Origin of the sequence: Cupriavidus pauculus (genome assembly GCF_008693385.1) — a bacterium.
GTDB lineage: Bacteria > Pseudomonadota > Gammaproteobacteria > Burkholderiales > Burkholderiaceae > Cupriavidus > Cupriavidus pauculus_D.
Window position 1 is genome coordinate 3,307,963 of the sequence record NZ_CP044065.1, and the last position, 14,218, is coordinate 3,322,180.

Genomic DNA, 14,218 nt, shown 5'->3' on the forward strand with positions numbered 1-14,218 from the left:
TGAACCTTCCCACCGTGGGAAGCGCAAGCGGAAAATTGTGGGGGGCCGACCTTGACCTTCCAATGATGGTAAGGTCCACGATGCAGTCGTCGCCACTGCCAATTGCCCGTCCATCATGTCGATTTCCGCCGAACCTTCTGTCGCTTTTGACGCCGCCACCGGCGCGGAGTGGAGTTTTCCCGTCGATGGCATGACGTGCGCGTCCTGCGTGCGCCGCGTCGAGAACGCGCTGGCCAAAGTGCCCGGCGTCAGCGATGCCTCCGTCAACCTTGCCACCGAGCATGTCACGCTGCGCGCCGCGCCCGGTGCCGATGCGGGCGCCGCGCTGTCGGCGGCCGCGCAGGCCGTCACCGACGCCGGCTACGAGGTGCCGCGAGAAACCGTCGAACTGTCCGTGTCCGACATGACGTGCGCGTCGTGCGTGGGCCGCGTGGAGCGCGCGCTGCGCGCGGTGCCCGGCGTCGTCGGGGCCGAGGTCAATCTCGCCACCGAGCGCGCGGCCGTGACCGTGCTGCGCGATGCGGTCTCCACCGACGCGCTCACCCAGGCGGTGACGCGGGCCGGGTACGGCGCCGCGGCCGTCACCGCGCCGGTCGGCACCGAGGCGCCGGCGCGGCACGATTTCTGGTCGAGTCCCTATGCGGTCGCGATTCCCGCGCTGCTGTCGCTGCCGCTCGTCGCGCCGATGGCGCTCGAGTGGTTCGGCGTGCACTGGATGCTGCCGGCATGGGTGCAGTGGTTGCTGGCCACGCCGGTGCAGTTCGTGTTCGGCTGGCGCTTCTACAAGGCCGGGTGGAAGGCCGTGCGCGCGGGCGCCGGCAATATGGACCTGCTCGTCGCGCTCGGCACGTCCGCGGCCTACGGCCTGTCGCTGTGGATGATGGCGACCGCGGGCGAACACCACGCGGGGCATCTCTATTTCGAGAGCGCGGCCGTGGTGATCACGCTCGTGCGGCTCGGCAAGTGGCTCGAGACGCGCGCCAAGCGCCAGACCGCCGACGCGATCCGCGCGCTGGCGGCGCTGCGGCCCGATACCGCGCAGGTGCGCCGTGCCGGGCAGGTCGTCACCGTGCCGCTCGCGGAGGTCCGCGTGGGCGACGAGATCGTGGTGCGCCCCGGCGAACGCGTGCCGGTGGATGCGCGGATCATCGAAGGCAGCAGCCACGTCGATGAATCGATGCTCACGGGCGAGTCCGTACCCGTTGCGCGCGGCGTGGGCGATGCGCTCACCGGTGGCGCCATCAATGCCGAGGGGCTGCTCGTCGCGCGCACGACGGCCGTGGGCGCGGAAACCGTGCTCGCGCGCATCATTCGCATGGTCGAGCATGCGCAGGCCGCCAAGGCGCCGATCCAGCGCCTCGTCGATCGGGTCAGCGCGGTGTTCGTCCCCGTCGTCCTGGTGCTGGCGCTGGCCACGTTGCTCGGCTGGGGATTCGTGGGCGGCGACTGGTCCGCGGCGCTGCTCAATGCCGTAGCCGTGCTCGTGATCGCGTGCCCGTGCGCGCTGGGGCTCGCCACGCCCACCGCGATCATGGCGGGTACCGGTGCCGGCGCGCGCGCGGGCATTCTGATCAAGGACGCCGAGGCGCTTGAAGTGGCGCACCGCGTCTCGGTGGTCGCCTTCGACAAGACGGGCACGCTGACGATCGGCAAGCCCGAGGTTGTCGCGCTGGAAGCCGCGGACGGCGACGAGGCGGGCCTGCTGGCCCAGCTTGCCGCGCTGCAGGCCGGCAGCGAACATCCGCTCGCGCGGGCGGTGCTCGCGGCCGCGCAGGCGCGGGGCATCGCCGCGCCGGCCGCCACCGATGTGCGTGCGCTGCCCGGTCGCGGGATCGAAGGGCAGGTCGGTGGCGTCGCGCTGCAGCTGGGCAGCGAGGGGCTCCGCGCATCGCTCGGCGCCGAACCGGGCGATGCGCTCCAGGCGTCGGCCACCCGGCTGCGTAGCGAAGGGCGGACCGTATCGTGGCTGCTCGATGCGCGCGCGCGGCGCGTGCTCGGCCTGGTCGCCTTTGGCGACGCGCTCAAGCCCACGGCCGCCGCCGCCGTGGCGCGCCTGCGCGCCGCGGGCATCCGCACCGTGATGCTGACCGGCGACAACGCGGGCGCGGCGCGCCATATCGGCGATGCGCTCGGTCTCGACGAGGTACAGGCCGAAGTGCTGCCCGAACACAAGGCCGCGCGCGTGCAGGCGTTGCAGCAGGGCGGAGCGGTCGTGGCGATGGTTGGCGACGGCATCAACGATGCGCCCGCCCTCGCCGCCGCTGACGTGGGTATCGCGATGTCCACCGGTACCGACGTGGCGATGCACGCCGCCGGCATCACGCTGATGCGTGGCGATCCGCTGCTCGTCCCCGATGCCCTCGCCGTGTCCGATCGCACGGTCCGCAAGATCCGCCAGAACCTGTTCTGGGCCTTTATCTATAACGTGATCGGCATCCCGCTCGCGGCGGCCGGTCTGCTCAATCCCGTGGTGGCCGGCGCGGCGATGGCGTTCTCGAGCGTCAGCGTCGTCAGCAATGCGCTGCTGCTGCGCCGCTGGCGCGCGGCGGCCGCGTCCCCCAATGCTTCGTCCCCCGTACAGGAGGCCACATCATGAATATCGGAGAAGCCGCCGACGCCTCGGGCGTCACCGCCAAGATGATCCGGCACTACGAATCGATCGGGCTGCTGGAAACCCCGCCGCGCACGGAGGGCGGCTACCGCCGTTACGATGCGCGCGCGGTCCATACCTTGCGCTTCGTGCGGCGGGCCCGTAATCTCGGATTCTCGCTCGACGAGATTCGCGGGCTGCTGTCGCTGTGGCACGATCGTGCCCGCGCGAGCGCGGATGTGAAAGCGCTCGCATTGCGTCATCTCGACGAACTGGAGACGCGCATCGCGGAGCTGACGGCCATGCGCGATACGCTGCGCGGGCTCGCCGAGTCGTGCAGCGGCGACGATCGGCCCGATTGCCCGATCCTCACCGATTTCGCACGGGAGGACGGCGCGCCGGCGTCGTGTTGTCACACGCAGCCGTAACACGTATCGGTCATAACCCAAAGCAGGCACACCCGGCGAGGAGACAATGGGATGGATGAACCTGTGACGATTACCGAGCGCGACATTCATTCGGCGAATGAAGATGGCGTGGCCGCAAATGCTGCCGCGAGCGCTGCCACGGCGGGCGCGATCCTCCCGATCGAAAGCCGCCAGCGCATGCGCGACGGCACCGAGCTGTCGCTGCGCACGTGGACGCCCGATCCCCGCCGGCACCCCGAACCATTGGGTACGCTGCTGCTGGTACACGGCCTTGGCGAGCACTGCGGCCGCTACCAGCACGTGGCCGAGGTGCTTTGCGGACTGGGTCTGCGCGTGCGCGCCTACGATCACCGGGGCCATGGCCACAGCGGCGGCCCGCGCATGGTGGTCCCCCATGCGGATGCCTATGTCGACGATCTGGCCGAGATCCATGACGGCGCCGTGCGCCAGTGGAACGAACTTCCCATCGTGCTCGGACACAGCATGGGCGGGCTCGTCGCCGCGCGTTTCGCGACGGCACGGGTGCGGCCGATCCGCGCACTGGTCCTGTCTTCGCCGGCGCTTGCGCTGTTCCTTTCGCCGCGCATGCTTACGTTCCAGCGCGTGCTGATGGCGCTGGCCCCACGTCTGCGCGTGCCCACGCAACTCGATGCTAGCGGCCTGTCGCACGACCCCGAGGTCGTGCGCGCATATCGGACCGATCCGCTCGTGCAGTCCACCATCAGCGCGGGCGTGCTCGAAACGTTCGTGCGCGGCATGGCGCAGGCGCAGGCCGATGCGGCGCGGCTCGAAGTGCCGACGCTGATGCTCGTCGCGGGCGCCGATCGCATCGTCGATCCCGCCGGCAGCCGCACCTTCCACGACCACGCGCCCGACGATCTGTGCCGCATGGAATGGTTCGCGGACGGCTACCACGAGCTGTTCAACGAAACGGAGCCACGCCGCGGAGAGGCCTTCGCGGCGCTGACGGACTGGCTGGGGCAGCACCTCGTGCCCCTCCGTTAAGACCCTGACGGCCGCCCCGGTCCAGTCGTGCGATGATCTCCGCATTCCGAAAACAAACCGATGCTGGACCAAAGGGACATGGAGACATACGACTACATCATCGTGGGTGCCGGCTCCGCCGGCTGCGTGCTGGCGAATCGCCTCACGCAGGACACCGACGTCAACGTGCTGCTGCTCGAGGCGGGTGGCAAGGACGACTATCACTGGATCCATATCCCCGTCGGCTATCTGTATTGCATCGGCAATCCGCGCACGGACTGGCTGTACCGCACCGTGGCGGAAGCGGGCCTGAACGGCCGCTCGCTCGGCTATCCGCGCGGCCGCGTGCTCGGCGGTTCGTCGTCGATCAACGGGATGATCTACATGCGCGGCCAGCGCGAGGACTACGACGACTGGGCACGGATCACGGGCGACGACGGCTGGCGCTGGGACAACGTGCTGCCGCTGTTCCGGCGCAGCGAGGACCATTACCGCGGCAATAGCGAGTTCCACGGCGCGGGCGGCGAGTGGCGCGTGGAAGCGCAGCGGCTGCGCTGGGACATTCTCGAACGCTTTATCGATGCCGCCGAGCAGGCCGGCATTCCGCGCACCGACGACTTCAATCGCGGCGACAACTTCGGCGTCGGCTACTTCGAGGTGAATCAGCGGCGCGGCATTCGCTGGAATACGTCGAAAGCGTTCCTGCGCCGCGCGGCCGACCGGCCGAACCTCACCATCGTCACGGGCGCGCAGGTCAGCGCGCTGACATTCGACGACGATGCGGGCGGCCGCCGCTGCACGGGCGTGCGCTATGTGGGCGGCGGCGTCGAGCGCGAAGCGCGCGCGACCGAAGAAGTCATCCTGGCTTCCGGCGCCATCAATTCTCCGCAGCTGCTCGAACTATCCGGCATCGGACAGCCGGAGCGGCTGCAGGCACTCGGCATTCGCGTGCGACACGCACTGGCCGGCGTGGGAGAGAACCTGCAGGACCATCTGCAACTGCGTACGGTGATGAAGGTCGAGGGCGTGCGCACGCTGAACACGCGCGTCGCCAACTGGTGGGGCAAGCTCGGCATCGGGCTGCAGTACGCGTTCAACCAGAGCGGGCCGATGAGCATGGCACCCTCGCAGCTCGGCGCGTTCGCGCGCAGCGATGCGAGCCAGGCACGGCCCAATCTCGAGTACCACGTGCAGCCGCTCTCGCTCGACAAGTTCGGCGATCCGCTGCATGCGTTCAACGCATTCACGGCCAGCGTCTGCAATCTGCGCCCCACGTCGCGCGGCAGCGTGCATATCGAGGACGCGGACTTTCGCCGCGCGCCGCTCATCGCGCCGAACTACCTGTCGACGGAAGCGGATCGCAAGGTCGCGGCCGACTCCATCCGGCTCACGCGGCGCATCGTCGCATCGCCGGCGCTCGCGCCATATCGCCCGCAGGAATGGCTGCCCGGTGCCGCGTTCGAGACGGACGAGCAACTGGCCGAAGCCGCGGGCGCGATCGGCACGACGATCTTCCATCCGGTCGGCACCTGCCGCATGGGCCGCGCCGACGATCGCGATGCCGTGGTCGATGAGCGCCTGCGCGTGATCGGGATCGTCGGCCTGCGCGTCGTCGATGCATCGGTCATGCCGCTGATCACATCGGGCAATACCAACTCGCCCACGATCATGATCGCGGAGCGTGCGAGCGACATGATTCGCGCCGACCGCCAGGCGCGCTCGCGCGGCGCTGCGTCGCATCCCACAGGCGTGTCTTACGCCTAGTGCAAACCCCGATGTTTTGCGACGCAGCAGGCGCACACAATAGTCGCCGGTATACGGTGCCCAAGCCTGCACATACGTGGTGCGGCGCGTTGGATGCCACCGTATGCGGGCGGTAGCCGCACCGCACAAAAAAACAATCCGAAAGGACTAGAAGCGGCAGTATGGCGACAAGCATGGCGACAGCGTGACGACAGCGCGCCGCGGATCCAACCATTGTCAGTGCCGGGCACAACCCGGTAACGCAGCAAGAGGGCGGGCAGGAGACTTATGAGGCCGGACAATACCGAGGACAACATCCTGGAGACCAGGAACCTCACCAAGGAATTCAAGGGGTTCACCGCGGTCAGCGACGTGAACCTGCGCGTGAAGCGTGGATCGATCCATGCACTGATTGGCCCCAACGGCGCCGGCAAGACCACGTGCTTCAACCTGCTGACGAAGTTCCTCGAACCGACGACGGGCACGATCCTGTTCAACGGTATCGACATCACGCGTGAAAAGCCCGCGCAGATCGCGCGCCGCGGCGTCATCCGTTCATTCCAGATCTCCGCCGTGTTTCCGCACCTGACCGTGCGCGAGAACGTGCGCATCGGTCTGCAACGCCAGCTCGGCACCGCGTTCCAGTTCTGGCGCAGCGAGCGTTCGCTCGACGTGCTGAACGATCGCGCGATGGAGCTGCTGGAGCAGGTCGGCCTGACCGAGTTCGCGGAGACCGTCACGGTGAACCTGCCGTACGGCCGCAAGCGCGCGCTCGAGATCGCCACCACGCTCGCGATGGAACCGGAAATGATGCTGCTGGACGAGCCCACGCAGGGCATGGGCCACGAGGACGTGGACCGCGTGACGCAGCTGATCAAGAAGGTCTCCGCGGGCCGCACGATCCTGATGGTCGAGCACAACATGAACGTGGTCTCGTCGATCGCCGACAAGATCACCGTCCTGCAGCGTGGCGCGATTCTCGCCGAAGGCCCGTACGCGGAGGTGTCGAAGGACCCGCGCGTGATGGAAGCGTACATGGGCACGGCGGACGCCGAGCTCCAGGGCGCGCACTGATCAACGGGACCCGACATGGCGAACGACACGACCAACAAGACCGCCGCGCTCGAGATCCGCGATCTGCACGCGTGGTACGGCGAATCGCACATCCTGCACGGCGTGAACCTCACCGTGAACCACGGTGAAGTGGTCACGCTGCTGGGCCGCAACGGCGCGGGCCGCACCACGACGCTGCGCGCGATCATGGGCCTCACGGGCACGCGCAAGGGCTCGATCCAGGTGAACGGGCACGAGACCATCGGCCTGCCCACGCACAAGATCGCGCACTACGGCATCGGCTACTGCCCGGAAGAGCGGGCCATCTTCTCGAGCCTCTCGTGCGAAGAGAACCTGCTGCTGCCGCCGCAGCTGAAGGTGCAGGGTGCCGAGGCCCGGCAGCCGATGAGCGAAGCCGAGATCTACGAGATGTTCCCGAACCTCGCCGAACGCCGGCAGAGTCAGGGCACACGCCTCTCGGGCGGCGAGCAGCAGATGCTGGCCGTCGGCCGCATCCTGCGCACGGGCGCGAACCTGCTGCTGCTCGACGAGATCTCGGAAGGGCTGGCGCCCGTCATCGTGCAGGCGCTCGCGCGCATGATCCTCACGCTCAAGAAGAAGGGCTACACGGTGGTGATGGTGGAGCAGAACTTCCGCTTCGCCGCGCCGCTCGCGGACCGCTTCTACGTGATGGAACACGGCACCATCGTCGAGCGCTTCGCGGCCGACGAGCTGCAGGCCAAGATGCCGGTGCTCAACGAACTGCTTGGGGTCTGATCGCGCGCGGCATGCATGCCGGCGGATCGAACGATTGCTGTAGGCAGGAACGGGTGGCTTCTCGCCGCCGAAACTCAGGAGACAAAACATGAAGATGACTCGGCTGGCGGTCGCGGTTGCGGCGACTGTATTGGGTGCCGTCTCGACGGCTGCTACGGCGCAGGTGTCGAACGACACCGTGAAGATCGGCTTCATCACCGATCTGTCGGGCCTGTACGCCGACATCGACGGACAGGGCGGTCTCGAGGCCATCAAGATGGCCATCGAGGACCATGGCGGCAAGGTGCTGGGCAAGCCGATCGAGCTGCTCTCCGCCGACCACCAGAACAAGGCCGACATCGCCGCCTCCAAGGCGCGCGAATGGATGGACCAGCAGGGCCTCGACCTGCTGGTGGGCGGCACGAACTCCGGTACCGCGCTCGCGATGAACAAGGTCGCTTCCGAGAAGAAGCGCGTGTACATCAACATCGGCGCCGGCACCGCGCGCCTGACCAACGAGGAGTGCTCGCCGTACACGGTGCACTACGCGTATGACACGGTGGCGCTCGCCAAGGGCACCGGCAGCGCGGTGGTCAAGCAGGGCGGCAAGTCGTGGTTCTTCCTGACCGCCGACTACGCGTTCGGCCACTCGCTCGAATCGGACACGGCGGCGGTCGTGAAGGCGAACGGCGGTACCGTGGCCGGCTCCGTGCGCCACCCGCTGTCGGCGTCGGACTTCTCGTCGTTCCTGCTGCAGGCGCAGGCGTCGAAGGCGCAGATCCTGGGTCTTGCGAACGCCGGCGGCGACACGATCAACTCGATCAAGGCGGCGAAGGAATTCGGCATCACCAAGACGATGAAGATCGCGGGCCTGCTGATGTTCATCAACGACGTGCACAGCCTGGGCCTCAAGAACACCGAAGGCCTGCTGATGACGGACAGCTGGTACTGGGACACCAACGACGAGACGCGCAAGTTCGCCAACCGCTATTTCGGCAAGATGAAGAAGATGCCGAGCTCGCTGCAGGCCGCGGACTACTCGTCGGTGTCGAATTACCTGAAGGCCGTCGAGGCCGCCAAGACGGACGATCCGGACAAGGTGATGGCCGAGCTGAAGAAGATGAAGCTCGACGACTTCTACGGCAAGGGCCAGATTCGCCAGGACGGCCGCTACGTCCACGATATGTACCTGATGCAGGTGAAGGCACCGGCCGACTCGAAGAAGCCGTGGGATTACCTGAAGGTCGTGGCGACGATCCCGGGCGACCAGGCCTTCACGACGGTGGCCGACTCGAAGTGCGCGGCGCTGAAGAAGTAATCACGCGTAGCTGATGTTGCTGGGGGAGGGGAGACCCTCCCCCGTCCCGATTCCACTTAGCGTTGCCATGGATATTTTCGGTATTCCTCTTCCCGCCATGTTGTCCCAGCTTCTGCTGGGCCTCGTCAATGGCGCGTTCTACGCGATGCTGAGTCTGGGGCTGGCCGTGATCTTCGGCCTGCTCAACGTGATCAATTTCGCGCACGGTGCGCTGTTCATGCTCGGCGCCGTGCTCGCGTGGGCCGGCATGGAGTATGCGGGCCTCAACTACTGGGTGATGCTCGCACTCTCGCCCCTCGTTGTCGGCGCGCTCGGCGTGATCATCGAGAAGACCATGCTGCGGTGGATCTACAAGCTTGATCACATCTACGGCCTGCTGCTGACGCTCGGCATCACGCTCGTGATCGAGGGCGTGCTCCGCTCCATCTACGGCGTGTCGGGCCTGCCGTATTCGCCGCCAGAAGCGCTGCAGGGCGCGACCGACCTCGGCTTCATGATCCTGCCGAACTATCGCGGCTGGGTCGTGGTGGCCTCGCTCATCGTCTGTATCGCCACGTGGTACGTGATCGAGAAGACCAAGCTCGGCGCCTATCTGCGTGCCGGCACCGAAAACCCGAAGATGGTCGAGGCGTTCGGCATCAACGTGCCGCTCATGGTCACGCTGACGTATGGCTTCGGCGTGGCGCTTGCCGCGTTCGCGGGCGTGCTCGCGGCGCCCGTCATCCAGATCTCGCCGCTCATGGGCCAGAACCTGATCATCGTCGTGTTCGCGGTGGTCGTGATCGGCGGCATGGGTTCGATCATGGGTTCGATTCTCACGGGCCTGGGCCTCGGCGTCATCGAGGGCCTGACCAAGGTGTTCTATCCTGAAGCATCGTCCACGGTGGTGTTCTTCATCATGGTGATCGTGCTGCTGCTGCGCCCGGCCGGTCTGTTCGGGAGGGAGAAATAATGAGCGGAGTTACCGGACAGGCGGGTCAGCCCGCCGTTGCGAAGAGCGCCAACGGCATCAAGGAAGGAAGCGGCGTGCAGAAGAAAGTCTTGTATGGCCTGCTGCTCGCGGGCCTGATCGCGGCGCCGCTCGTCGGCGCGTATCCCGTGTTCGTGCTGAAGGTGCTGTGCTTCGCGCTGTTTGCCTGCGCGTTCAACCTGCTGATCGGCTTTACGGGCCTGCTCTCGTTCGGCCATGCCGCGTTCTTCGGCGGCGCGGGCTATGTGGCGGGGCAGGCGATGAAGGTGTGGGGCGTGACGCCCGAGATCGGGCTGCTGCTCGGCACCGCGGCGGGCGCGGCCATCGGCTACGTGGTCGGCTCGCTCGCGATTCGCCGCCAGGGCATCTACTTTTCGATGATCACGCTCGCACTCGCGCAGATGCTGTTCTTCATCTGCCTGCAGGCGCCGTTCACGGGCGGTGAAGATGGCCTGCAGGGGATTCCGCGCGGCAAGCTGTTTGGCGTGCTGTCGCTCTCCGACGACCTCACGCTGTACTACGTGGCGCTCGTGATCATCGTGGCCGCGTTCGCATTGATCGTGCGCACCGTGCATTCTCCGTTCGGGCAGATCCTGAAGGCGATCAAGGAGAACGAACCGCGCACGACCTCGCTTGGCTACGACACCGACAAGTTCAAGCTGATGGCCTTCGTGCTGTCGGCCGCGCTGTCGGGGCTCGCTGGTTCGATCAAGGCGCTCGTGCTTGGCTTCGAGACGCTGACCGACGTGCACTGGTCGATGTCGGGCTCGGTGATCCTGATGACGCTGGTGGGCGGCCTGGGCACGCTGTCCGGCCCCGTGGTCGGCGCGTTCGTCATCGTCGCGCTCGAGAACAAGCTCGGCGATATCGGTGCGTTCCTCGCCTCGGCGACCGGTATCGGCTGGTTCAGCGTGCTGGGCGAGTCCGTGACGATGGTCACCGGCATCATCTTCGTGATCTGCGTGCTCACGTTCCGCCGCGGGATCATGGGCGAGCTGATCGCGCTCACGAGCCGCAAGAAGCACTGAAGGCACTCATGCGGCGCGTGAGTGCCCGCTTTTGGGGCTAGGGTTTCTGCTAGCTTGTCTCGGACGCACCGCTTAGTTACATTGCATATACGGTTTTCGCAGGTTACTTGGAGGCGGAAGCGAGGAGACGACAAGGCGCGCACCCGGTGTCGGGTAGCATGTGCCAAATAGATAAAAGGCGTTGCCGATAATATTCGGCAACGCCTTTTTTATTTCCCGGTACCGAAGGGACGATGCGGGCGCCAGCCCGTTCACGTCCGTATCGCGTCTCATTGTCGTCCATTCCCATGCCTTCTCCGACGTCTTCCGCTACCTCTTCCGATCGCGCTGCCCCCGCGCCGCTTCTCCGTGTCGCCGAATCGGCCGATGCCGATCGCCTCGACGCATGGCTCGCCGTGTGGCGTCCACTGCCCGTACCGGAGGCTCGGGCGCGCCGTCTGGCGCTCGAGGCGCTGCTCGCGCAGAGCGGACAGGGCGTCTGTGTGATGCGCGAGGCCGCCGATGGCACCAATCCGGTGCGCGCGCTCATGGCCGCCACGTTGATCCACCACCTCGCCCTTGCCGGCCGAGTGGCCATGGTGGCCGACTGGTGGTGCGATATGCCGGGCAGCGAAGCCGCCCGCGAAAGCTTCGATGCCTGCATCGGGCTCCTCGCCGACTGGTGCCGCGCGCACGGCATCCGTCATCTCCTGGCAGCGCCCACGCTGCTGCCCGGGGCCGAGGCACCCCGGGGGTTCGTGCGCGACGCCAGCGGGCTTTGGCGGCGCGACTGCATGCCGGCAGCGAAGTTGCTGGGATAGCGCCACCGTTTCAATCGGCCCACACTCGGGTTAATCCGCCTTCCCGCGCCAAATCGCTCTGTTAGACTGAATTCGCATTCCCGACCGTGCGGTCGGCGAATGCAGCTGCGCACTCCGGGGTAAGAGCCGCGCAGGACGGGAAAAACGGGACGTACTTCATCGCTCTGCGCATGCGTCGTTCCGGGACAAGTCGGCGAGGGCGCCAGCGATGCGCCCGGCGACCGCCACACAGAGTCCGCCAGATCATGACAAGCGGGCCCATATCAGGACTGGAGGCATCCGCCGGCCGGAAGGCGGCGGATGCCTTTTTTCATTTCTGCCACGGAAGGAGAGGACATGAGATTGAAGCGTGCCAGCTTGCTGGCGCTTGCCGCTGCCTGCCTGTTCGCTGGGGTCACTGGCGGCGCGGCCGCCCAGATCAAGATCGGGGTCACGGTCTCCGCGACGGGTCCCGCCGCCTCGCTGGGCATTCCCGAGAAGAACACGTTCACGCTCATGCCGAAGCAGATCGGCGGCAAGACCGTCGAGTACATCGTGCTCGACGACGCCTCGGATACCACCACCGCGGTCAAGAACACGCGCAAGCTCGTCAGCGAGGACAAGGTCGACGTGCTCGTCGGTTCCACCGTGACGCCCAACTCGCTCGCGATGATCGACATCGCCGCCGAAACCGGTACGCCGATGATCGCGATGGCCGCGTCGGCGCGGCTGATCGAACCGATGGACACCAAGCGCGCGTGGGTCTTCAAGACGCCGCAGAACGACTCGCACATGGCCACGGCGATCGCCGAGCACATGACCAACAACAACGTGAAGACGGTGGCGTTCATCGGCTTCGCGGACGCGTACGGCGACGGGTGGGCCACGGAGTTCGCGAAGGTCGCGGACCTGCGCAAGATCCGCGTGGTGGCCAATGAACGCTTTGCGCGCACCGACACGTCGGTGACGGGCCAGGTGCTCAAGCTGATGAGCGCCAATGCGGACGCGGTGCTGATCGCAGGATCGGGTACGCCCGCGGCGCTGCCCGCCAAGACGCTCAAGGAGCGCGGCTACAAGGGCAAGATCTATCAGACGCACGGCGTGGCCAATGCCGACTTCCTGCGCGTCTGCGGCAGGGATTGCGAGGGTACGTTCCTGCCGGCGGGCCCGCTGCTCGTGGCGGAGCAGTTGCCCGACAGCAATCCCGTGAAGAAGCCCGCGATGGCCTACAAGACGGCCTACGAGAAAGCGTTCGGCGGACAGGTATCGGGCTTCGGCGGCCATGCTTGGGATGCGGGCCTGCTGCTGCAACACGCGATTCCGGAAGCGCTCAGGAAGGGGGAGCCGGGCAGCAGGGAGTTCCGCAAGGCCCTGCGCGACGCGCTCGAACAGACGAAGGACCTCGCGGTCTCGCACGGCATCATGAACATGAGCGCGACCGATCATCTGGGGATGGACCAGCGCTCGCGCGTGATGGTGCAGATCGTCGACGGCAAGTGGAAGCTGCAGTCGCGATGAGCACATGGACCTCTCTATCGCGGCCATTCTCGCGCAGGACGGCATCACGACCGGCGCCATTTACGCATTGCTGGCGCTGGCGCTCGTGCTCGTGTTCTCGGTCACGCGCGTCATCTTCATTCCGCAAGGCGAGTTCGTTGCCTATGGCGCGCTGACGCTGGCGGCCATGCAGGCCGGCCACGCGCCGCGCACGACGTGGCTGCTGGTGGCCATGGGTGCGCTGACGTTCGTGCGCGAGGTCATCCTGCTGGTGCGAAGGCATCGGTTCGGCTGGCGCGCGCTGCTTGTGCTGGCGGGCAAATACCTGTTCTTTCCGCTCGCGGTGCACGGGATCGTGCAGGCCGTTGGCACGCAGCCGTTGCCGATGCCCGTGCAGATCGCGCTCACGCTGCTCGTGGTCGTACCGCTCGGCCCCATGCTCTACCGGCTCGCCTACGAGCCGCTCGCGGAAGCGAGCACGCTCGTGCTGCTCATCGTCTCAGTGGCCGTGCACTTCGCGCTGGTGGGACTTGGCCTCGCGATGTTCGGCGCGGAGGGCTCGCGTACCGACGCGTTCTCCGATGCGCGCTTCGAGGTCGGCACGCTCAGCGTGTCGGGCCAGAGCCTGTGGGTCGTCGGCGTGTCCGCGCTGCTTATCGGCGCGCTCTACGGCTACTTCGAACATACGATTCACGGCAAGGCGCTGCGCGCGACCGCGGTGAACCGGCTCGGCGCGCGCCTCGTGGGTATCGGCACCGCGCAGGCGGGCAGGCTGTCGTTCACGCTGGCCGCTGCAATGGGTGCGCTCTGCGGCGTGCTGATCGCGCCGCTGACGACGATCTACTACGAGTCCGGCTTCCTGGTCGGGCTCAAGGGATTCGTGGGCGCGATCGTCGGCGGCCTCGCGAGCTATCCCGTGGCGGCGGCGGGCGCGTTGCTCGTGGGCCTGCTGGAGTCGTACTCGTCGTTCTGGGCGAGCGCGTTCAAGGAGGTGATCGTGTTCACGCTGATCATCCCGGTACTGTTGTGGCGCTCGCTCACGGGCAAGCGCGTCGAAGACGAGGAGTAGGCG

The 14,218-nt window shown here is 66.9% G+C and carries 12 protein-coding genes; all 12 read left to right on the forward strand.

What is annotated here, in order from left to right:
- The first annotated feature begins 115 nt into the window (after positions 1–115).
- The 12 genes from FOB72_RS15140 to FOB72_RS15195 all read left to right on the forward strand — a co-directional run bounded on the left by FOB72_RS15140 (position 116) and on the right by FOB72_RS15195 (position 14,215).
- On the forward strand, positions 116–2,596 hold the full coding sequence (locus tag FOB72_RS15140) for a heavy metal translocating P-type ATPase (protein WP_150373367.1): 2,481 nt from the start codon (positions 116–118) through the stop codon (positions 2,594–2,596).
- A complete protein-coding gene (gene cueR / locus FOB72_RS15145) occupies positions 2,593–3,018 on the forward strand; it encodes a Cu(I)-responsive transcriptional regulator (RefSeq protein ID WP_150373368.1) in 426 nt (141 codons plus the stop codon). The genes FOB72_RS15140 and cueR overlap by 4 nt, the downstream gene beginning before the upstream one ends.
- 51 nt (positions 3,019–3,069) lie before the next feature.
- Entirely contained in the window at positions 3,070–4,023 is a 954-nt protein-coding gene (locus tag FOB72_RS15150; RefSeq protein WP_150373369.1) for an alpha/beta hydrolase, read from the forward strand.
- Positions 4,024–4,101: 78 nt separating this feature from the next.
- Entirely contained in the window at positions 4,102–5,766 is a 1,665-nt protein-coding gene (locus FOB72_RS15155) for a GMC family oxidoreductase (RefSeq protein WP_150373370.1), read from the forward strand.
- 267 nt (positions 5,767–6,033) lie between these two features.
- The gene (locus FOB72_RS15160) at positions 6,034–6,819 is read left to right on the forward strand and encodes an ABC transporter ATP-binding protein (RefSeq protein ID WP_150373371.1); all 786 of its coding nucleotides are present in this window, start codon (positions 6,034–6,036) and stop codon (positions 6,817–6,819) included.
- Positions 6,820–6,834: 15 nt separating this feature from the next.
- A complete protein-coding gene (locus FOB72_RS15165) occupies positions 6,835–7,575 on the forward strand; it encodes an ABC transporter ATP-binding protein (RefSeq protein WP_150373372.1) in 741 nt (246 codons plus the stop codon).
- A gap of 88 nt (positions 7,576–7,663) precedes the next feature.
- Entirely contained in the window at positions 7,664–8,872 is a 1,209-nt protein-coding gene (locus FOB72_RS15170) for an ABC transporter substrate-binding protein (protein WP_150373373.1), read from the forward strand.
- A 67-nt stretch (positions 8,873–8,939) separates the two neighbouring features.
- Complete coding sequence (locus FOB72_RS15175) at positions 8,940–9,824, forward strand: branched-chain amino acid ABC transporter permease (protein ID WP_150373374.1); 885 nt, start codon at positions 8,940–8,942, stop codon at positions 9,822–9,824.
- A complete protein-coding gene (locus FOB72_RS15180) occupies positions 9,824–10,870 on the forward strand; it encodes a branched-chain amino acid ABC transporter permease (RefSeq protein ID WP_150373375.1) in 1,047 nt (348 codons plus the stop codon). The genes FOB72_RS15175 and FOB72_RS15180 overlap by 1 nt, the downstream gene beginning before the upstream one ends.
- Positions 10,871–11,157: 287 nt before the next feature.
- Complete coding sequence (locus FOB72_RS15185; protein WP_223851355.1) at positions 11,158–11,670, forward strand: hypothetical protein; 513 nt, start codon at positions 11,158–11,160, stop codon at positions 11,668–11,670.
- A gap of 336 nt (positions 11,671–12,006) precedes the next feature.
- Positions 12,007–13,167 (forward strand): ABC transporter substrate-binding protein, encoded by a 1,161-nt coding sequence (locus FOB72_RS15190; RefSeq protein ID WP_150373376.1) that lies wholly within the window; start codon positions 12,007–12,009, stop codon positions 13,165–13,167.
- Between the two features lie 4 nt (positions 13,168–13,171).
- The gene (locus FOB72_RS15195) at positions 13,172–14,215 is read left to right on the forward strand and encodes a branched-chain amino acid ABC transporter permease (protein WP_150373377.1); all 1,044 of its coding nucleotides are present in this window, start codon (positions 13,172–13,174) and stop codon (positions 14,213–14,215) included.
- The last annotated feature ends 3 nt before the right edge of the window (positions 14,216–14,218 follow it).

Excerpts from the sequence above, each read along its gene's own strand:
- FOB72_RS15140 (WP_150373367.1), top strand. The coding sequence starts at position 116 with ATGTCGATTTCCGCCGAACCTTCTGTCGCTTTTGACGCCGCCACCGGC.
- cueR (WP_150373368.1), top strand. The coding sequence starts at position 2,593 with ATGAATATCGGAGAAGCCGCCGACGCCTCGGGCGTCACCGCCAAGATG.
- FOB72_RS15150 (WP_150373369.1), top strand. The coding sequence starts at position 3,070 with ATGGATGAACCTGTGACGATTACCGAGCGCGACATTCATTCGGCGAAT.
- FOB72_RS15155 (WP_150373370.1), top strand. The coding sequence starts at position 4,102 with ATGGAGACATACGACTACATCATCGTGGGTGCCGGCTCCGCCGGCTGC.
- FOB72_RS15160 (WP_150373371.1), top strand. The coding sequence starts at position 6,034 with ATGAGGCCGGACAATACCGAGGACAACATCCTGGAGACCAGGAACCTC.
- FOB72_RS15165 (WP_150373372.1), top strand. The coding sequence starts at position 6,835 with ATGGCGAACGACACGACCAACAAGACCGCCGCGCTCGAGATCCGCGAT.
- FOB72_RS15170 (WP_150373373.1), top strand. The coding sequence starts at position 7,664 with ATGAAGATGACTCGGCTGGCGGTCGCGGTTGCGGCGACTGTATTGGGT.
- FOB72_RS15175 (WP_150373374.1), top strand. The coding sequence starts at position 8,940 with ATGGATATTTTCGGTATTCCTCTTCCCGCCATGTTGTCCCAGCTTCTG.
- FOB72_RS15180 (WP_150373375.1), top strand. The coding sequence starts at position 9,824 with ATGAGCGGAGTTACCGGACAGGCGGGTCAGCCCGCCGTTGCGAAGAGC.
- FOB72_RS15185 (WP_223851355.1), top strand. The coding sequence starts at position 11,158 with ATGCCTTCTCCGACGTCTTCCGCTACCTCTTCCGATCGCGCTGCCCCC.
- FOB72_RS15190 (WP_150373376.1), top strand. The coding sequence starts at position 12,007 with ATGAGATTGAAGCGTGCCAGCTTGCTGGCGCTTGCCGCTGCCTGCCTG.
- FOB72_RS15195 (WP_150373377.1), top strand. The coding sequence starts at position 13,172 with ATGGACCTCTCTATCGCGGCCATTCTCGCGCAGGACGGCATCACGACC.